Annotated in this window: 16 protein-coding genes and 1 pseudogene; 9 read left to right on the top strand and 8 right to left on the bottom strand. The window is 35.4% G+C overall.

Translation table 11 applies throughout. The features are described from left to right. Positions 1-386: 386 nt before the first annotated feature. The 3 genes from ACI2JM_RS06940 to ACI2JM_RS06930 all read right to left on the bottom strand — a co-directional run bounded on the left by ACI2JM_RS06940 (position 387) and on the right by ACI2JM_RS06930 (position 2,195). Positions 387-896, bottom strand: a complete 510-nt coding sequence (locus ACI2JM_RS06940; protein WP_404643136.1) for a hypothetical protein — start codon at positions 894-896, stop codon at positions 387-389. 152 nt (positions 897-1,048) lie between these two features. Then, positions 1,049-1,552, bottom strand: a complete 504-nt coding sequence (locus ACI2JM_RS06935) for a GNAT family N-acetyltransferase (protein WP_404643134.1) — start codon at positions 1,550-1,552, stop codon at positions 1,049-1,051. A 58-nt stretch (positions 1,553-1,610) separates the two neighbouring features. After that, positions 1,611-2,195 carry an O-methyltransferase gene (locus ACI2JM_RS06930; protein WP_404643132.1) on the bottom strand — a complete coding sequence of 195 codons (585 nt, stop codon included), beginning with the start codon at positions 2,193-2,195 and terminating at the stop codon, positions 1,611-1,613. Positions 2,196-2,392: 197 nt separating this feature from the next. On the opposite strand from ACI2JM_RS06930, the gene ACI2JM_RS06925 reads away from it, so the two are divergent. From ACI2JM_RS06925 to ACI2JM_RS06915, 3 genes are all read left to right on the top strand, one after another. Further along, positions 2,393-2,929: a GNAT family N-acetyltransferase gene (locus ACI2JM_RS06925; RefSeq protein ID WP_404643130.1), complete on the top strand. Its 537-nt coding sequence runs from the start codon at positions 2,393-2,395 to the stop codon at positions 2,927-2,929. 155 nt (positions 2,930-3,084) lie between these two features. Then, complete coding sequence (locus ACI2JM_RS06920; protein WP_404643128.1) at positions 3,085-4,062, top strand: EamA family transporter; 978 nt, start codon at positions 3,085-3,087, stop codon at positions 4,060-4,062. 295 nt (positions 4,063-4,357) lie between these two features. After that, entirely contained in the window at positions 4,358-4,558 is a 201-nt protein-coding gene (locus ACI2JM_RS06915; protein ID WP_404643126.1) for a hypothetical protein, read from the top strand. Positions 4,559-5,591: 1,033 nt separating this feature from the next. Here the strand turns inward: ACI2JM_RS06915 and ACI2JM_RS06910 are convergent. Beyond that, on the bottom strand, positions 5,592-6,500 hold the full coding sequence (locus tag ACI2JM_RS06910) for a hypothetical protein (protein WP_404643125.1): 909 nt from the start codon (positions 6,498-6,500) through the stop codon (positions 5,592-5,594). 239 nt (positions 6,501-6,739) lie between these two features. Here ACI2JM_RS06910 and ACI2JM_RS06905 point away from each other — a divergent pair, with 239 nt between their 5' ends. Continuing rightward, positions 6,740-6,979 carry a hypothetical protein gene (locus ACI2JM_RS06905; RefSeq protein ID WP_404643123.1) on the top strand — a complete coding sequence of 80 codons (240 nt, stop codon included), beginning with the start codon at positions 6,740-6,742 and terminating at the stop codon, positions 6,977-6,979. A 20-nt stretch (positions 6,980-6,999) separates the two neighbouring features. Next, the gene (locus ACI2JM_RS06900; RefSeq protein ID WP_404643121.1) at positions 7,000-7,497 is read left to right on the top strand and encodes a GNAT family N-acetyltransferase; all 498 of its coding nucleotides are present in this window, start codon (positions 7,000-7,002) and stop codon (positions 7,495-7,497) included. Positions 7,498-7,595: 98 nt separating this feature from the next. Here the strand turns inward: ACI2JM_RS06900 and ACI2JM_RS06895 are convergent, their stop codons facing one another. Both ACI2JM_RS06895 and ACI2JM_RS06890 read right to left on the bottom strand, forming a co-directional pair. Further along, positions 7,596-8,606: an AbrB family transcriptional regulator gene (locus ACI2JM_RS06895; RefSeq protein WP_404643119.1), complete on the bottom strand. Its 1,011-nt coding sequence runs from the start codon at positions 8,604-8,606 to the stop codon at positions 7,596-7,598. Beyond that, positions 8,607-9,143, bottom strand: a complete 537-nt coding sequence (locus ACI2JM_RS06890; protein WP_404643117.1) for a TetR/AcrR family transcriptional regulator — start codon at positions 9,141-9,143, stop codon at positions 8,607-8,609. It abuts the gene before it with no gap. Between the two features lie 138 nt (positions 9,144-9,281). Between ACI2JM_RS06890 and ACI2JM_RS06885 the strand changes: the two genes are divergently transcribed. From ACI2JM_RS06885 to ACI2JM_RS06875, 3 genes are all read left to right on the top strand, one after another. Next, on the top strand, positions 9,282-9,800 hold the full coding sequence (locus tag ACI2JM_RS06885) for an HPP family protein (protein WP_404643115.1): 519 nt from the start codon (positions 9,282-9,284) through the stop codon (positions 9,798-9,800). Between the two features lie 314 nt (positions 9,801-10,114). Beyond that, positions 10,115-10,705 (top strand): recombinase family protein, encoded by a 591-nt coding sequence (locus ACI2JM_RS06880; protein ID WP_404643113.1) that lies wholly within the window; start codon positions 10,115-10,117, stop codon positions 10,703-10,705. 171 nt (positions 10,706-10,876) lie between these two features. Further along, on the top strand, positions 10,877-11,125 hold the full coding sequence (locus ACI2JM_RS06875; protein ID WP_404643111.1) for an antitoxin VbhA family protein: 249 nt from the start codon (positions 10,877-10,879) through the stop codon (positions 11,123-11,125). A gap of 54 nt (positions 11,126-11,179) precedes the next feature. On the opposite strand, the pseudogene ACI2JM_RS06870 reads toward ACI2JM_RS06875, so the two are convergent. Continuing rightward, positions 11,180-11,385 (bottom strand): annotated as a pseudogene (locus tag ACI2JM_RS06870) (hypothetical protein). Between the two features lie 142 nt (positions 11,386-11,527). Next, complete coding sequence (locus ACI2JM_RS06865) at positions 11,528-16,378, bottom strand: NACHT domain-containing protein (RefSeq protein WP_404643109.1); 4,851 nt, start codon at positions 16,376-16,378, stop codon at positions 11,528-11,530. A 1,391-nt stretch (positions 16,379-17,769) separates the two neighbouring features. Here ACI2JM_RS06865 and ACI2JM_RS06860 point away from each other — a divergent pair. Beyond that, a complete protein-coding gene (locus tag ACI2JM_RS06860; protein WP_404643107.1) occupies positions 17,770-19,038 on the top strand; it encodes a tyrosine-type recombinase/integrase in 1,269 nt (422 codons plus the stop codon). The last annotated feature ends 255 nt before the right edge of the window (positions 19,039-19,293 follow it).

Raw genomic sequence — 19,293 nt, 5'->3', positions numbered from 1 at the left:
CAGGCTAAGTTTCTACGCCAAGGATGGATGGAGAATAATCTACCTAAACTGTTTCATGATATGGGCTGTATCGATTTTATAAAGACTTAACTATAACTCCCACTTTTGTGGTAACTGCGGAAGTCCTGTCCCTAATCTATTCGCCAAAAAATACTATTGGATACCTGTAGGCTTACTCGAATTAAATAATGATAAGGATTTCGTGGAAGTAGCCGGTGATTTTTGCTTGAGCGCAAAGTCCAGCTGGCAAAAAACTAACGAAGATTCTGAAAAATTTGAGAAGTCACCCAACCTTGAAACTATACTGAAACTTCTAGAAACTAGTTAGGTATTATAAATACAGCCAGTATTAAAAATATCAATTCGATGCCTGTATAGCGCACCAATCACGAATTAATAATAGCCAAAGCTTTTTCATTTTCAGGTTCTAATGCTAGAAGCTTAGCTGCATAATACTTCTTTTGCTCTTCAGTCAATATAAAATCAGGTGCTTGCCCAAAACATAATATGCCATCTAGTAAGGAAGCATCCTTCGGATCTAACTCATGAGCTTGAATGTAATAATATAAGGCGGATAAATTAGCACCGTCTAAATGAGGTAAGAAAGCCGTACATAATATTCCTAATTGTACATACCAAAAAGAAGTGTGTTTTTTCTTTGCAATCTCATCTAAAAGGGTTATCAGATAAACCCCATAATCATCGGCATTGTATATCATGAATGTTGTTAAACCATCCTGATCCTGATCCTCATCCAATGCCGTAATGTAATCTATAATTTTATTGTGTGGTAGAAGACGTGATAATTTATACCTTTCCATTTTAATCTCCAGTAACTTAGACGGTTTCTGTAACTCTATTAAGAGCAATAGCGCTTCTACTAAATAAAAATCCAAAAGCTCACTGTATGTACACAACGGAGTACATTGATAATACTTCAGTGAGAAAAATCGTTGATGCCATTAGCCTACAGCTTAGGGTTCGAGCCCTCACTAGGGAACCGAACCAGTAAAAGTCCCTGGTTGGTTCGCCATAGTTAGACTCAGCATCATCCATTTTTAGCTTCTCGAATTCTTGCCATCTGATAGGCATTGATATACTCGCCGTTGCGATAAGCATAATCCACCATCTCACCTTCTATTACAAAGCCCAAGCTTTTATATAAACCAATGCCTCCAGTATTATCAGTGTAAGTAGTAATCTCGATACGCCTTATATCCAGCCAATTATCGGCTAAATCCAGCGCAGCGGTTATAAGCGCTCGCCCCACCCCCTTTCCTTGTGACGCGGCTTTTACGCTGACCCCAAAGCTTGCTACATGACGTCGACGTTTTGATATCATGGTCTCAAGCCCTAGATTCCCCACCACCTCGCCCTCAATTTCAGCCACTAATACATACATATTGTCAGGTATCTCCGCTAGTCGCGTGCGCCATAGGGTCTTTGACGGCATAGGCAATTGCAAAGTATTAGCATATAAGGCCTCATCGGTATAAATGGCTTGCAATGCCTCTGCATCTTCTGGCTCAGCATGACGTATTCCGATTTTCATTATATTTATCCTTAAATACGAATCGTTATTTGATTTATATGTCGACTTTGGCAGCGACCTACCATTTTTTTAGCGCCACGAACTCACCCTTACCAATGGGAGCTAAGTAGGTGTGAAACTGTGAATTACCATTGAAATAATTAAAAACGTCTGTCATTTCCTCCTTATGAGAGACTGCATTATCAAATACAATGACGCCTTTTGTCCTAGTTAACCGTATTACATCCTCCAAGATATCTAAATACAATTTTCTATCCATATCAACAAAAACTAAGTCAAAGCTTTTACTCATTTCTGATAAGATCATGGGTGCGTCACCCTCAATAATCTTAATCCTATCCACTAAGCCTGTACTTAAAAAATTCTCCCTTGCAGCGCTAACCTTCTTAGAATCGTTTTCTATTGTGGTGATTTGAACGTCTTCGTCAGTACATAATGCTAACCAAGCAGCAGAATACCCATTTGAAGTACCTACTTCTAATATTCTTTCTGCTGACGTGATTTGAGCTAGCAGACCTAGGAACTTACCTGTCTCTGGCGTTATATTAAGGTACTTATCAATTTTGTTGATAGATTTTGAGTCGTTAATCTGACCTTTCATATATAGTTCACTTAAAAAACTTTCAATATCTATGTCATTCATTTAAGTAAAACTCCTCACTTATTAAGTCAATTCAAAATCCGTTTTAGCCTCAATCTTACCCCAAGTCCTTTTACTAATTCTACTATTAAATCTTTATCCCCCTGTCTGGTCAAAAAGCCTAATAAACTATTAATTGTATACCCTTACTTTAGCGTTCTGCTAATATAATGAGCGGTTAATTTAAATAAGGATTGGTGATGATATCTTTAGAACTATTTATAGCTGATGACTATGATTTTTTAAATAGTTGGATTAGTAATGAACATGAATTGATTCAATTTAGCGGTGGCATTTTTCAACATCCTATTGATAAAGAGCAAATAAAAGAATATTTAAACGACAGCCGAAGGTATTCATTTAAAGTTACTTTCACAGAAAGTCATGATAATGGATTACTGAACCCCCAAATTATAGGGATGGCAGAGATTTACTGTGAAGATAATAAGACTTCTAAGCTATGTAGAGTGCTGATTGGTCATCCTGATATGCGAGGTCAAGGTTTAGGTAAAAAAATCATACAGCTATTATTGGACAAAGCTTTCAATGATATGGCGTGTGAATACGTGCATTTAAATGTATATGATTGGAATGTGGGGGCTATCAAATGCTATGAGCAAGTTGGCTTTGTCAAAAACCCGCTGATAAATCAACATATAATGGTTGATGGTAAGCAATGGACGACTATTAATATGTCTATTGATAAAGTTAGGTGGCAGTCTATTATCTCTGAATAAGTGTTATTAGTTTTAATCGAACCACCTTGGAATTATCGGAGACTCAACATCCTGAGAGACAGCTGATATTATTAGCCTACAGCCAAAATTTCAGGTCTTCACTAGGATGCCACCCTTATTTTTATAAATAACTTTTAAAAAGACGTAGCGTAGATATGCAAAGTAAAGCACCTGATATACAGAAATCTACATCGCCGAAAGTTATCAATCCTACAATTTTTGGTATCTTACTAGCAGCAAGCTCAGCATTATTTTTTGGCATTGGTGCTCCAGTCACGAAAGCCCTAGCTTCTGCTGATATGACTGCATTACAGATTACGCAAGCTAGAATGACAGTAGCTGCATTATTATTACTATTACTAGTCCTATTTAAATACCCTAAACAATTACTAGTAGCTCGTTCAGAATGGCTTATGCTAATAAGCTTCGGTCTACTTGCCTTTTGTATTAACCAATTTCTTTATACAGTCGCAGTTTCAAGAGTACCCGTAGGTATTGCCCTATTATTAGAATACCTTGCTCCAGTACTAATCATTTTATGGATAAGATTTGTTCGAAACATATCTTTTCCACCAGCTATATGGATAGGCGTGGCGTCTGTTTTGATAGGCTTATTCATGGTAGGTGAAGCTTGGTCTGGGTTTCATTTAGACGTTATTGGTGTCGTAGCAGGATTAGGCACAGCAATTGCTTTAGCTGCAAGGTTCTTATTATCGGAACATGGTCTAAAAACTCATAAACCTCTTGTGCTAATAGCTTTAGGTACATCCATAGGCTCCATTGCTCTCAACATTTTGAGTCCTATAACCAGCTTTCCTTGGCGATCTGTTGTACATGATGTTGCTATGATTGGTAACCTATATGTACCATTATGGGTATTACTAATCTGGCTGTCTGTAGTATCTACTGTTTTTGCCTATCTAGCAGGCATAACTGCGCAGCAGTACCTAGCGCCAGCAGTTGTAAGTCAAATTGCGACCTTAGAGGTTATTTTTGCTACTCTTTTCGCAGCTTTACTTTTAAGCGAGAACTTATCTGCCATTCAAGTGATAGGTGCCATAATAATGCTTACAGGCATACTATTAGCACAGTTCATGGTCGCTAAATATAAAGCTAGAAAGCTAGAAAGCTAGAAGAATAAAATACATATATTCATCTATTCGAGAATATCATCTTAGAAGAGCCTCTCAAGGAGGGGCTTTTTCTCTGTTAAATTAGCCGGCTAAAACCGGTCTAATTTCATTTACCATAATGTACCTACATACGATTCAATGAATAAGCTTTTTTATACTCTCTCAGAGTGTTGAGTCTCAAACTATCTTGAGACAGTTTAGTGATAAAGTCCCCCGGCTCTGACACTGAAACCAAATAGACCAAGTAAAGTTTATAGCTACCTATTATTAATAAAAACCATAGAAAGAGATTGATATGCCAAGTTTTATAGTTGTAGATAATGGAATTGTTAACCTAACTGAAATTAAAAAGATAACTGCGGATAAAAAGCGACTTATAATCACATTTCATTTAGGGTTTTGGAATGGTAACGCATTCAAGCGATGTACTGACAGCCAGCATTTTGAAGCGGTTTTTAAGGATATAGTAGCCAAGTTAGAAGCTGAACAGATTTGAGTAGCAAGCTTTTCATTATATTAGTAAGTCATAACAGTTTTGTTATGGCTTACTAATATAATTCAGTTAACCAAATATGCTATAGATTATGACAGCAATAAGCAAAAGGGACGAAATATCATCACCCAGTATTATTAATTTATGCCAAGTTTTACCCTTGTTGTTATTATGAGTAATAGAACTACTGTTGTAATGACTTATGAAATCATCATCACTTATAGAGTACCTTTTTTTCGATAAAGATAGTTTTTGATCTAGATCTATAGGTATGACAACTTGCTTCAATACTGCTAAAAATATTCCTAGCCATATTAAGATGTTTGGTATGTCTTTATTTATAGAAGAGTTTATGAAAAAACCAAAACTTAGGATTAAAGCCACAATAAAAAACTTGCGGTAACTCCCCTTTGGGTAATCTAGGACAAACTTCCGCATCAAAAATCCTAATAAATGAACGTATGTTTATTTAAAAGATTGAATATTAATGTTGGTGATACCCATTGTCAATAAAGATATTCATAGCATACTGAAGATACGGTACCCCTATTGAGGACTTGAACTATAGGCTAAGAGTGTCAATGGTTTTAGTTATTGAGATAACAGCGGTGTACTTCACAATGTACTTACTGAGCAGATTAAGCACTTTTTAATCAATGCCTAACATCCATTACAAGTCTTGTTTGGGCAAGCTCATCAAGATATTGATCTATGATTTGAGTATTTTCTCTATCCAAGTGTGCATCCCATTCATCAAGCATGACAATCGTACTCTGGTCGTCCTCTCTAATTTCTTGAATTTGCTTGATGAGTTATTGTCCTGTTGAACCTCTATGGGCTTTGTCTGTTTTGTAATTGAAATATAAATTATGCTTAGCGGGTAAATAGTAAGCCTGTTCTTGGTAGTGGTCTTTGATCTTGAGCAACACACAAGATTTACCAACACCATTATTACCAACCAACGTTACTCTACCTTGCTTGGCAGTTGTGCTGAATCAAAAATTTTCCCTGTTTGCTTCACCCGTATTTGGTTTGCCTAAATGTAGGTATCTAAATCCACAGTGGTAGGTTGTAAAACCTCCAAAATGCCATCTAGCATCGTTTTGATAACGCCAATACTCGTATGGTAGCCAATCAAGGCATAGCACATTTGTAATAGCTGAATTTGTCTTGGCAGCGTGGCAATTAGTACTGCCATTGTCGAAGCATCCTGCCAATTTTTATTAAAAATAAAAGCAGTGACCACAAAGACAGGCAGCATACGTATGATCATGCCTAAGCTTGAATTTATGTGCTGAATCGATGTAGATTTAACGCTATTATTCTTTGCTGTCTCGAAGCTTTTTTGAACCATATTGTTATAGAGCGTGTAATTATGCTTATTGAAAATAACGACATTATCCCAACTGTCAAAAAGTTTAGTGGTTAAATTCAGCCGTGATTGCTGGTCTGTTTTGGCAGCCGATTTTAGGGCGTGTCGTCTAAAATGCACAAACAGGGAGGCGAAAATAATACCTACTGCATAACCAAGCAGTAAGGTGCCATCTAAAAACCAAGCAATGACCAATACATTGAATAAGACATTGAGTACCAACGCTAAAATATCAAAAATACTATCAATGACTGTCTCAAGGGTGTAATTACTTTCTTGGGCGAGGGTTGTTGTTGCCGTACTCTGTAACTCGTCGCTGGATAACAGACAGGTCTTGCCTAAGAAGACGGTATGAAAATTATCGTTGTATAGCTTATGAGCGTCGTACTTGGCTCGCTCTGTATTGGTGACACAAAAATACGCAGGCACATAAACCGCTACTAAAGAGAGGGCAAATAGCACCATATACAAAATTGAAATAGTGTCCTCGGTCAGACTTTGTGCAAGGCGAGCAATAAAAAACGTTGATGAAGCAACAACAATTTGCTGAATCAGCAAAAATATTAGTGCCATACGCAGATGCTTGTTTGAGATAATTTTATAGATCAAAGCTTCTAACATCCCTTAAAACCGAAGCATATGAGTCTAGCAAATAATGGCTTCTTACTGACGTATAATCTGCTGATTAACTTTTCAGGCTCTTTTAGACCATACCTATGGCGAACCAGTCAGGCATCGAAATGTAGGCTTACTGAAACATGAAAAAGCCTATACAATGATTATCTAAATAATATTAAAAAAGTGGATCAAATATGAGTATTTTTTCAAAACTACTAGAAATAGAAAGTAAGTATGAAATTAAACTACACGAAGGTGAGAGCTTTAAACAAGCTGTGTACAACGGGAAGATGACAGATTCGGAAGATTGTATTATTGATAAAATTGAATTAATTTTAAAACATTATCCTGATAGCCAAGATATTTCCTTATCTACGTACCAATCAGATGAGAACTCAGATGATGCATTTTGCTACGCTGTAGTATTACCTTAATATTAGCTATGGAGTGTTATATGTTTTTTATACGGAAGGCAGACCAGAACGATGTATCTGATATTGCTCATATACACTTTGAAAGTTGGAATGCTACGTATTCGAACCTTTTACCCGAAACGTATAGAGACAAAGAAAACAATTTATCTCAGAAAATGAACATGTGGGAGAAGGTATTACCTAGCTTTGGTGTAAATACATGGATAGCATATGATGCTGAGAATACTGCTGTAGGATTTATTTCTTACTTTAAGAAAGATCACGAGTGTGAAATAACTACTCTGTATCTTCTGCCGCAATACCAAAATTTAGGGATAGGTGCAAAGTTAATGAATTCAGCCCTAATCGATGCTTCTCAATGTAATAGCTGTTCTAGTCTATCTTTATGGGTTTTAAAGACAAATCTATCTGCAATTAGTTTCTATGAAAAATTTTATTTTGAGTCTGATGGTCAATGTAATGAAGAGCTATACGAGGACACCAAAATAACAGATATTAGAATGGTAAAATCACTCTAACATCTGTTATTTTGAGTATACCTATACAAATAGAGTATCGGATTTTTTCTTGGTATTTTGATACTTAATTTACTGAATAGCCAGCTCCTAATCTCATTTCACGGCTTGCGCAATTTGGAGGCAAACAACACTGGCGCCAACTGTAGAATAAGTATTCTTATCAAATGATGTGAAAGAATAAACATAACATTTAGTCCTGAAGCCACTGAGATAACCGTGACTGTCTCAACTCCACCAGGAGCGTATGAAAGAAAAAGTTGTGAGAACTCTATACCTAGAGTTTTTGATACTATAATAGAGAAGATCACAGTACAGATCATACCTACACAAAAAACAACGACACTGTCTTTGACGCTACTTTTAAACTCTTGAAATGAGATACCAGCGAATAAAGACCCTATCAGGATACTTAATACAATAGTGGCACTATCAATCATTAAGGAAGGAACTGTAAAACCAGCCAATAATCCAAACTTGACTAGAACTATGGTCATTAACATTGAAACCAATAAGTATGGAGCAGGTATTCGGTAACTTACTAATAATCTACCTAAGAATGCAAATGAGATTAATAACGTCATCAATACTATTGACGTTTCTATAGTAAAAGTATCGCTCACTGTACCTACAGCAACATACTGCACTGGTCCAAATAGAGTCAAAATTATAGTCAATAAGAACAACCTCACTATATGAGTAATCATCACCTTTGGACTCACTTTAGTGATATTAAACATATCAATAACTACCGCTAGAGAGCCAGGATATACTGCAAGGACTGAATCCAATTTGGACCATTTTGCTTTTTTATGAAGCCAAATAAAAGATAGGAAGGATTGAAGGATAAGACAGAATATCATGACAATAATGCTTCCAGCAGTTATGTACAGTACCTCCATAGACCAGTCTTCAAAGTATAATCCTGTTGAGATACCGAGAACTATTTGAATATATGGCAAATAAAATGCATGTGTGACTGCCCTTTTAGTATAAGTCACAAAAAAAAGTGAAACTAATATTCCCGATAATAGAAAACCATACGTTACTCCGATGAGATTAAGAAAAATCCCGAGTAGAGTAGTTGCCACTATACAGATAAACAAATACATTCAATAAGCCCTGAAAAACTCAGCATTTAACTCTAATGACTCCTGACCTGTTTGCGCGGCAACGATAATACCTTCACCAAATACAAACAAAGTGTCAGATTTCTGCTTAGCATTTTCCGCATTTATCTGTTCAAACTTATCAAGTAGCCCTTGCCTAACCTCAGTTTTATGCTGATTGGCAATTAAATGCGGTGAAGATTGCTTATCTGAATACTCTGCGCAAGCATTGATAAACATACAACCATAAAAGTCCTCTGATGAAGTCCAGTTCTTGAGGAATGTTAAGTAGCAAGTGGCAACATCTGCTACTTTTTCAATCTCAAAATTATCAAAATCATCTTTTAATTGAGTCATAAACATTTGATGACGATACTTAAGCGCCTCCTCAATCAATCCTTCTTTACTACCAAAATGGGCATACAAAGTCCGCTTGGTAGTCCCTGCTCGCTTTGCTAACAGCTCTATTCCACTGTCGTGAAAGCCTTGCTTATAAAAGAGCTCATAGCTTTTTCGTAGAATAGTATCTCGCAATTCCATTGGTTCTACTCCTGTTATCTTTGTTCAGTAATAATAATGATAGCATTTATGTATACCGTTCGGTATACTTGGTGCGTATACCAATCAGTATACTTGAAACAATGCTTTTTTGTTTTTTTATTTATAATAGGAATAAGTATGCATTCATTCTTTAATTGGCATAAGTTAAGTGGTCAAGTAAACCAATGCCCAAAGAGATTGCCATTATCGATGATAATAGTGGCTTGGCTAGGTGGCACCATTGCTACGGCAACACTTGCTATATTAGGAAGCTCAATAGAACTTATTATGATTTTAGGATCGTTTGGCGCAAGTTGTTTACTAATATTTGCCTATCCTACCAGCCCTTTTGCCCAGCCGAGAAATGTTATAGGTGGGCATGTTATTGCGACTTTTACGGGGCTAGTATTTATGGCATTATTTGGTATTCACTGGTGGAGTATGGCAACTGCTGTTGGTACTGCCATTGCGCTAATGCTGATATTTAGAATGCCTCATCCACCTGCTGGGTCTAACCCTTTAATAGTCATGCTGGGTGCAGTAAATTGGGGTTTTTTGATAACACCCACCTTAATTGGTTCAATCGTTTTAGTCATGGTAGCGCTGATTTATAATAATCTAGGTAAGGATAAGCAGTATCCGACTTATTGGTGGTGAATATCTGAACCGCCCCCAGATTGCCTGGGACTTAACATTCTGAGAGTTAGGCTATAGTTCAATGCCTGTATAGCGAACCGAACAAGTGAAGGTATACTCCAAGGGAACCAGCTATTTCACCCCTCCAACCCATTAATAGACCACTTAAATTAGACTAATGCAGTAAAACCACTTCAAGCGTACTATCATTAGCCTATTCTTAAACAGTAAAATAATTAAATGATAATCAGTCTATCATTAGAGTTTTTTTATTTATTAAATGATAGTATTATCACTAAATATCAAAATACAAGTCTAAATGATAGGTTGATACTATGACGGTCAGAATTTATGTAAGAGCCAGCACCAAAGACCAAGATGCTAAAAGAGCATTAGCTGACTTGATTAGCTTTAGCAAAAGTTATGATGATAGCTATGTTGAATATATCGAGAATTACAGTGGCACTAAGTTAGATAGACCGGTATTAAACAAGTTACTTGATGATGCCAAGCAAGATGATATTCTATTGGTAGAGAGCGTAGATAGACTTAGCCGACTATCACAAGATGACTTCGCTGTCTTAAAACAAAGAATTAAAGATAAAGGTCTCAGACTGGTAGTAGCAGATCTACCTACTACGCATGAAATTAATGGCGGCATGACTGGTGACATCTTAGCTGTAGTAAATAACATGCTGATCGATTTACTAGCGACAATGGCTAAATTAGATAATGACAAGCGCAGAGAACGTATTAAACAGGGATTGGCCAATAGTGGCTATAAGCCATCAGGTAAGAAAGCGAATAAAGAAAAGCATAAACGTATTAGAGAGTTAGCAGGTCAGAATAGTATGACAAAAGACGAAATAGCTAAGGCATGCAGTGTTGGAGTTGCTACTGTCTATCGAGTGTTAAAAGAGAGGTAATAGCTTGGATGTTTCAGTTTAATACTCTATCTTTTTACCGCACTTAGTTGTAAACAGCTTACATACTTATACATATAATAATATTATCTGTGAATATCGATGAAAAACAATATATTTAAATCTTAAGTCAAAAATGACTATATTCGCTCATTGCAACTAATAGAAGGTAGTATGAAAGACAATAAAAGTGAAAAGCCAATAATTTATGATCGCGCTGTCTTAGTGAGTCAAGATGAAATAGCCAAGCGTCGTCATGCAAATGCAATAACGGCTGGAAGTTTCTCTGTAGGCAACTTTTCTGTCAACCCAGACACGCAGCATATCTTTGAAGATTTTGTGGAAGGGCGAATTGCCACCATTGAAGAAGTGTACGAATTATTACATGCTCATTATACCGAACTGGTACTCAAAGATAATTAGCTTTTATAGCTACTGTTATCATTTACAAAAATTCAGAATACCCTCTAGGGCAGTTCAGACATTGAAACCTATATGTTTTCCGGTTGGAATCTCAATATCAATACGGAGTTTACTGCTCATCGCTTCAACCTGCTTTTTTGTAATTGAAATCTTAGGACCATTACTACATTTCTTTATTGCTAGAACAGACGGTTGCTTAATTCCTCAAAAATATAGTAAAGCTGGCCTTCTAAAAGCAGGTTATCAGTCATTTCTTGAATACGTGCTTGGCTCTGTGGAGAACTATTAGTTCATAATTCTCGCAAAGTTTTAGTCATTAGACTGTACCTCTGAAGTCGAGAGGTGAATCTCATATTATTGGTCCGCAATGCTCAGCATCTCTGTTTAGAACATTATCTAGATTTAATTAAATAATGTTAAGCCATAACTATTTTCGTCTAGAACCTCAATAAGTGATGTTAGTTTGTTCTCAGTAATATTATAGCCGAATCGATATGCTTCTTTTGATAATAACTCTTTCTGTTTCCATTCGACGACTTCTTGGTCAATACCATCCGATTTTTCAAGTAACGCATATGATGAAACCTTTTCAGAGATAGAATTGGTGGATAACAATAAATTTTTCATTGTCGTTCTCAATTCTTCATCGTTCTGAAATCTTTGTAAAAGAAGTGGGTAAAAGAACTTGTGCATGTAGAGAGCTTCATTATAATTATCGAATAGATTTTGTAAAAAATTTATAATATTGTCTATATCTCCAAACTTAAATTTAATAGTATACGCCAGATCGGCTGTGAATCTTGTCTTATTTTCATATAAGTCGTTAACGATATCTTTTAAAAATTGATCATTAGGCCAGCCACGACATAATGCCATCAACCTACCTGGACTTTCATGAACACTTTTTATATCGTTTACTAGACTATAAACCTCTTCATCATCGCTAAATATATCTCCAAGCAACTTACCACATTTAATAGCGGTTATTTCGTCTTTATTATCAACATTTGTAATAAGTATTTGTTTTAAATCAGTAGTATCAGATGATGTTCTAATTAAAAAATCAATCAGGTCAAAATTGTTAATATCCTTTTCTTTATTAATATAATCAATAATATAAGGTGTGCTGGGTGAATCTTTATCTGAATGCTTTGCTATAAATCCCCATTGGCTTTGGCTATATCCGTCTGTCTTTCCGAACATTGAAATTCTACTTAAGTCTCTATCTATAACATTGAAAATATAGTCAAAATGTTCAATTAGCAAATGAATAATAATATGACCATTTCTTTGATGATCAGATAAGTTAATTTTAGGACTAGCTAGTTTTCTTTCTTTAGATTCCCCAGTATAACGTGTAATAGTATCTTCCAAAGTAAAATACTCCTCTAGCTTTCCTAATTTCAAATAACCCCCGAAAGCAATTTGCCTCTGCACTTCATGGCTTTCTCCTGAATAAAAAACTAGATTGTTACTATTTTCTAAAACCACATCAGGTGAAATATCTTTTAGGTTTTCAAAATATATAAAAGCTGAAGCCATTCTGATTTCTAAATTTTGCTCCTCCATAAAAAGACTTAACTTATCAGTCACTTGAAGATTGTTTAAGAAGTACCTATGACTTAACACTTCGATTAAATTCAATCTAAACCTATCTGCTACAGGCATAGATGTAGAGAGCATTATCTCAAAATCTTGCATCATATTTGGGTAGTTTTGTAGGACAACAGCAGGAAGCTTGAAAAAATTATGTTTTGCGAGTCGCTTAATTATCGTATGATCATTAAAATTATTTATTAAGGTTTGTAAGGCCTGATAATAGTTACCCCAGTCTTTATTAAGTAGTGGCAACTCATTTTCTATAAATTGATCGAGAACATTTTTTTCAAAATATTCTCGATCGAGCTCAATAAGTGCTGGCAACGCTCTATTACGCTCACGTAATTCTCGGTTGAATAAAATATCCTCTAATATTCTGATACCTTCATCTTTATCGTCTGCAAATATACTGCTAATATAACCAGCAGAATAGTCTCTACGTTTATTATTACTTCGAAAGTATATTTTGAGCTTATCTTTCACATTCTTGTTATCTGGCCAACCAGATGTTAATGCCATTAGCTGCCAATGCGAGAAGCTTGATTCGGTTAACTGTTCAAGAAGATAGTTTTTATTTTCTTCGGTTCGCCCTATTAAGCAAGCATAGGCTGTTTCTATAACATCATGTTTGTCTGCTCTCTTCAACCAATTCTCAATAACAGGAATAAGTCTAGTGTTGTCTCTAAAATTATCAGCAATAAGTTCCCATTGGTCATTTCTATGGATATTTAAAAATGGATATTCTTCATTCTCTATTTGATGAACAACTCTATCAACAACTTTCTCTCTTTGATTAAAGCATTTAAATAAGATAGACCAAGCATGTTCATGGCTAATGGTTGTATTAGTTACACTTTTTTCAAGTGATTCCATTAAGTACTGATAAAGCTCTTCGCTATTACTCCAACCTGAGATCAAGGTCTGCTCCACTTCATCATAAAGGGTGTAAGTGATATCTTTTTGCTTAGCTATCAATTCATCTAAGTCATCACTACTATGGGTACACATGTGGACTTTTAATTTTATAACAAATAAAGATATTTCAGAATGCTCTGAAAATTCATATTTTCTAATTATATCTTCTTTAATTGTTTTCTCTACCTTATCAGAAATAAGAGTATTTATTAGATAGCCGATGATTTCAGGGTTGTAACAAACATTTAGAGTTTTAACAATTTTATCAAAAACCCATGGGTCGGTAATAAATTGTCTAGCCTGTTTAGACGCTTCGAGTTTTTGATGACGATTACCATTAATAATAGACTTAATAATGAACTGTTTTATACTACTAGTAAGCTTATCAATAGATAAATACTCTAATGTTTCAAGTCGTTTATCAGTATATTTGTACCTATTTGGAAAATACTTGAATAAATAAGTAAAAACGTCTTCATTGATTTTAGGATTATAAAGTGCGCTTAGCAATACGTTCCACAAGGCTTCTTTTTTGCTGGGGTGTGTTTCATATTCAAACTCTTCAATTAGTTCTATTAAATAGCGATTTGTAATTGTTATAGGTGCATTATTGAGAGTTAACCCTAGTGAATAGGTTAATAACTTAGTATAGCCAAGCTCTACACTTTTTTCTTCTAATATAGAAATATACTCTATGAAATCTTGTTTTCTTCGCGGCGGTATCAAACCGAAAAAGAATAGAATAACTGGATTCCATTGAGGGTCATGAGCGTATTCCCTAAGCATTTGTTTGATAACAGTCGCATCAGAGTCTATTAAGAATTTAGCAGTCATAAACTCTTGAAACTGCCGATGTATAAATGCAATCTCATCAGGCGATTTTTCAATGATAATACCAATATTGTTAGCAGCAATATTTAAAATATCTTGACTAACCTTTTTTGCTCTAGGTTTTTCGTAACCCATTTCCTCTTGTAGATAGTCTTGAATAACTTTACAAGCATCATCTTTTAAGATGATGCCATCATGATACTTTTGGTGAATATTTTTCGCTAAAACAGTATAAATATCAGCAATATCAAAGTCTTGTTCGCTCTCATCAGAGATGTTAGCTGAAGTTCTTCTTTTGATAGGATGTTTTTTTATTAGATATTCAGTAATGCTGCTTAAAAGTCTTACTTTATTTTTTGGTAAGGTGGCATTCTCGAACCTGTGTGAAATTAGTATGCTAAGTAATAATGGATTACTTGCTAACTTCAATAAGTCCTTAGATTGCTGTAACTCAGATAAAAACTGGTTTGTTTCAGTTCTTACAAAATTTATTTCATCTCGACTTTGGTGTTCCATCCATTTTTTATACCAATAACTTATAAACTGTTTTTGTTGATTAATTGAAAATTCTGCTATGGTATAAATTTTAAGTTCTTGAAAGTAATCCTTTTGTAGTCGATAGCCATAAGGTCTACTGGAATAGATTATCTTTGTCTTTTTCATAGAAGATTGAATTTCAATCTTTGATATAGCTAGTTTTGCTACCTCAGAATTTGTCCACTCATCAACACCATCTACAATAAGCAGGAGCCTTTCATCATTTAATGCATCATTCATTAACGCAAAAAGAGTCTCCTCCCCAATACTGTTAAGCCACAGTCTTAGTAACTCAGCTAAGTTTAGGTTTTCATTTTCGTATAATTTTTTTGTAATGAAGGCGAATGGTAGCCAAACAGGTAATAATCTTCCCCACTGCTTTGCAGTATTTAATAATTGTGGTTCTTCCGATAGTAGATCTAGAACTAAATAACGCAGTAATGTACTTTTCCCTGAACCTGGCTCTCCCAATATCATTAACCTATCAGACGTGGCCAGATTATCATCTAGGTTTAATCTAACTTCACTTTCGTAATCTACAAAGGATAAGCTTTCTGGCTTTATTTGTTGGCTATCTTTGTCACGAAATTCTCTACCCTCGTACTCCGATTGTTCGATGTCTTCAATTCGGTGATATTGGTGAGTTGTTCGTTTTTCAATAAAATCAGGTACTATAAATCTGTCTTGAATATTTATAGTATGATTGCCAAATTTAATCGCAGGAATACTAGGGTCATACTTTTGGAAAATTGTAGCGTATACGTTGAATAGCTTTTTTCTATACTCAGCGATTTGAACTGCGTCTAGCTTCATCTCCCTACTAATATTATTTAAGAATTCTTCTCCGTTGAACGCCTTAACCCATTCTCTGCCGAAGAAATCATACACAATTTGCGGATACTCTTTTAACATTAAAGATATCTGTATCTTATCCCATTTGATGAAATCAATATCATGTGCAATGAGTTTATTCTTTAATTCCAAGAATTTTTCTTGTATCTGGGTCTTTTCAAGTGTGCAACTTGTACAGAAGAAAAATTCATCACTTTTACCAAACCACTCGCCTTTTTTAAAAGTATTTACAGCTTCTTCAAGGTCATTCTCAGTAACAGTTTGGTATCGTTTACATTGATACGATGCATACTTAACACTTTTATGAGCAAAAATATCAATTCCTTCTTGCTTTTGTCCCTTAGTACCATAAACTTCACAGTTGCTTTTTCCATAATGTGCTTGAGCTAACCTCAAACATAATCTTTCAAAGTCTTCCCATTTCAGTTGATCAATGGGTAAAATATCTCTTTTACTTTCAATAGGTAGCATTATTTCAGAACTTGAGGGAGTGTATAGATATGAAGAGTTGAATGTCATGCTTAATTCCATCTAAGTAATTTGAGAATTCAATATAATCAATATATGTCGGGTTGAATCAGATATTAGTATTATAACCTTTTATATATCACATATATTCGTCTTAGTTAACTTCAATGCGCCTTTCCTCACTTTAAACCATCTTCATTAATAGTTTATACAGGTTCATGAACTAAAGACCAATAAAGCCAATATTGTTGCTAAAATTAAGGTAAATCTAGAAGATTCATGAATATATAAAAAATACATTAACCTAAATAATTATATAAATATATGATTAATATAGATTTATTTTAAATATCTTATATGAAGTAAATTCTATATAAACATAAATCCAATAAGTAGTACCTGATAGCAAATTCATGGGGTTATGTTATGTATCATAAACAACTAGTTAGTTTAGTTAATAACCGTTTCACATGTATTGCACTCATCACTATGGTAAACCTTAACTAAATCTTCTTTATCGCTCATCGAAGCTTTAAAGCTAAACTGTTTGATGAGTTCGTTCTATGTGTCACCATCATATTGGCTACATCTGCCAGAATGTCTAATCAGTACTTTATCCAATTCCTAATTACTAATCATCACCCAATAGCCAATTTCGCTATCATTTTTCAATTGTTAGCATCTTAATCATCTGGCTCTTTGGTACGAATGCTTTTGCAATACGTTAGGCATATAAAGATATCACTACCTATAGATTATTAGCTTAGCTCAAAAATCATAACTCTTTTTGATATCTGTTACTTCATATCAGTTCTAATAGCGCAGGTATGATATTACAATACTCTTACTTGACCTGTCTGCAAGTCTGGTTTAGATATACCTTATAGTGGCGAGTATCATTGCCAACTAAGCTGTAATACTTTTTGTTTTAAGTTATCAAAAACCCCCTCACTATTCGTAATATAATTCCATCTAAAGCACTGAGTTAACAACCGTCAAATTTGCACAGAACAGTACTACGCCCCTAATTTTTATATTCTGTGCACGTACAGGAGCATGGTTTTTGTCGAAAATATGCTCAATCAAATGCTAGGAAAAGCATTCATCTTATATTAACTCCAATTATTTGACCAAAATAACCAGTAATAATAACCTACAGCTCAATAAACGCATAGCCTACTCCTCCTTCAGTCGTTATACTACAATCATCCCCAACCTTCACTTGGGAATGAATATACTTTATAACCTTATATTTAAAGGGTTTTATAAACTCACTAATGAATAACAGTGTCCATATTAGTGTCCAATAGCTATCTACGTTTCCCAGAAGACGCTTTTCAGGACTCATAAAACGTGCGCAAAGATTGCTCTAACTCTAAGTATAGAGATAATAGATTAACATTCACAATTTACCTAGCTTATAAAGCTGACGGATGTACATCATGGCTGTCGATAATTTAAATGATATCAATAAACTTGAATGCCGAGATAAAGATTACTCGATCAGTGTTTCAGGTATCGCGGGTTTAAGTATTCGTATTTATCCAAATGGTAAAAAGGAATACTACTTACGGTACGCTCATCCCCATATCGATGGTAAGCGCCCTAGAATGATGCTAGGTAAGGTCGAAGATATCAGTCTATATGAAGCTAAGTATAAAGCAGAAACTATACTTAGCATGGTCGCACAAGGCTCCGACCCTAAAGCCATTCATAAAAAAGAGCAAGTCAATAAGTATGCTCATCTAAAGAACGCCACATTTTCTGAAATCACACAAGCGTGGCGAGATCACAAAACGTCAAGTCGTCACCATAGTAAATCTAGAAAGCGCGCGTTTAGTGACTCAACCCTTAAATTTTGGGATTTGTGTCTAGGATACATGTGCCAAGAAATTGGCGACTTAAGAATGAACGATATCACAAGCGAGATGATATTGAGTGTATGTGAGGCGATTCAAAACAATGAAAATCAAGCAACCTTCGTTGGTGCCAGCACTCGGCTTTATACTGAAAAGGTCTTCTCATTTGCTGTCGCAAGAGGATTATGCGATAGAAACGTAGCTATTGATACACGTGGCGAGCTCGCACCTGCTAGCTCAGGTAACCACTTACCAGCCATTACCAAGCCTGATCAGTTTGCCACCCTCCTGAACGATATGTCCAATTTCAAAGGTGCAAGTAAAACCACATTAGAAGCGATGAATTTACTACCGTATGTCTTTGTGCGTAGTATCGATTTGCGGTCTATGCGTTGGCAAGATATAGATTGGGATAACAAGCTATGGGAGTTTTCTCCTACTAAAGGCGAAGGTCGTGATGACATGGTCTCGCACTTAGTTGTTCCTTTAGCCACGCAAGTAGTTGCGCGCTTAAGAAAAATACAATCAGTCACAGGACATAAAGAATATGTATTTGCATCGATGCGAGCCTCAAGTAATCCTTATATTAGTAAAGCAACGCTAGTGCAAATATTTCATAGGCTTGGATATAAGGATGTTCAATGCGCTCATGGATTTCGAGCATCAGCGAAAACTCTACTAATGGAACAACCTGAGCTGCGTTATTCAGATATCGTGACTGAGCTGCAATTAGGACATCAAATAAAGGATACGCATGGCGGCGCTTATAACCGATTAGATGAAATTGATACTCGAATACTGATGATGCAAGCTTGGGCTGATTATATAGATAAGCTCAGGGGTTCAACGTAATAGTTACTTTACGTTGATCATATCACTCAACAATAATATGCCTATTAGCATTCACAGTGCATAATAAGCCCTTTGCATAGCGTCTCATTCCTAATCATCACATAACAACCAAAACACCCTAACATTCGATTGTTGGTAGCCTAGATATTGGAATTTCTGCAACCTCGCGCTTATGATCAACGACCAAGCTGACGGCTTCTAATCTCCGGTATCTTATCTGCATGAGCTCACTTCATGTACTGACAAAATCTATAG

This window comes from Psychrobacter sp. NPDC064578 (assembly GCF_044901245.1).
GTDB classification, from domain to species: Bacteria; Pseudomonadota; Gammaproteobacteria; order Pseudomonadales; family Moraxellaceae; genus Psychrobacter; species Psychrobacter cibarius_C.
Note: the sequence above shows the minus strand (reverse complement) of the source record. Positions and strands in the feature narration are given on the sequence as shown.

Coding starts and splice junctions, on each gene's coding strand:
- ACI2JM_RS06860 (WP_404643107.1), top strand. CDS start 17,770: ATGGCTGTCGATAATTTAAATGATATCAATAAACTTGAATGCCGAGAT.
- ACI2JM_RS06885 (WP_404643115.1), top strand. CDS start 9,282: ATGCATTCATTCTTTAATTGGCATAAGTTAAGTGGTCAAGTAAACCAA.
- ACI2JM_RS06935 (WP_404643134.1), bottom strand. CDS start 1,552: ATGAAAATCGGAATACGTCATGCTGAGCCAGAAGATGCAGAGGCATTG.
- ACI2JM_RS06890 (WP_404643117.1), bottom strand. CDS start 9,143: ATGGAATTGCGAGATACTATTCTACGAAAAAGCTATGAGCTCTTTTAT.
- ACI2JM_RS06880 (WP_404643113.1), top strand. CDS start 10,115: ATGACGGTCAGAATTTATGTAAGAGCCAGCACCAAAGACCAAGATGCT.
- ACI2JM_RS06865 (WP_404643109.1), bottom strand. CDS start 16,378: ATGACATTCAACTCTTCATATCTATACACTCCCTCAAGTTCTGAAATA.
- ACI2JM_RS06875 (WP_404643111.1), top strand. CDS start 10,877: ATGAAAGACAATAAAAGTGAAAAGCCAATAATTTATGATCGCGCTGTC.
- ACI2JM_RS06925 (WP_404643130.1), top strand. CDS start 2,393: ATGATATCTTTAGAACTATTTATAGCTGATGACTATGATTTTTTAAAT.
- ACI2JM_RS06895 (WP_404643119.1), bottom strand. CDS start 8,606: ATGTATTTGTTTATCTGTATAGTGGCAACTACTCTACTCGGGATTTTT.
- ACI2JM_RS06905 (WP_404643123.1), top strand. CDS start 6,740: ATGAGTATTTTTTCAAAACTACTAGAAATAGAAAGTAAGTATGAAATT.
- ACI2JM_RS06915 (WP_404643126.1), top strand. CDS start 4,358: ATGCCAAGTTTTATAGTTGTAGATAATGGAATTGTTAACCTAACTGAA.
- ACI2JM_RS06900 (WP_404643121.1), top strand. CDS start 7,000: ATGTTTTTTATACGGAAGGCAGACCAGAACGATGTATCTGATATTGCT.
- ACI2JM_RS06920 (WP_404643128.1), top strand. CDS start 3,085: ATGCAAAGTAAAGCACCTGATATACAGAAATCTACATCGCCGAAAGTT.
- ACI2JM_RS06930 (WP_404643132.1), bottom strand. CDS start 2,195: ATGAATGACATAGATATTGAAAGTTTTTTAAGTGAACTATATATGAAA.
- ACI2JM_RS06910 (WP_404643125.1), bottom strand. CDS start 6,500: ATGGCACTAATATTTTTGCTGATTCAGCAAATTGTTGTTGCTTCATCA.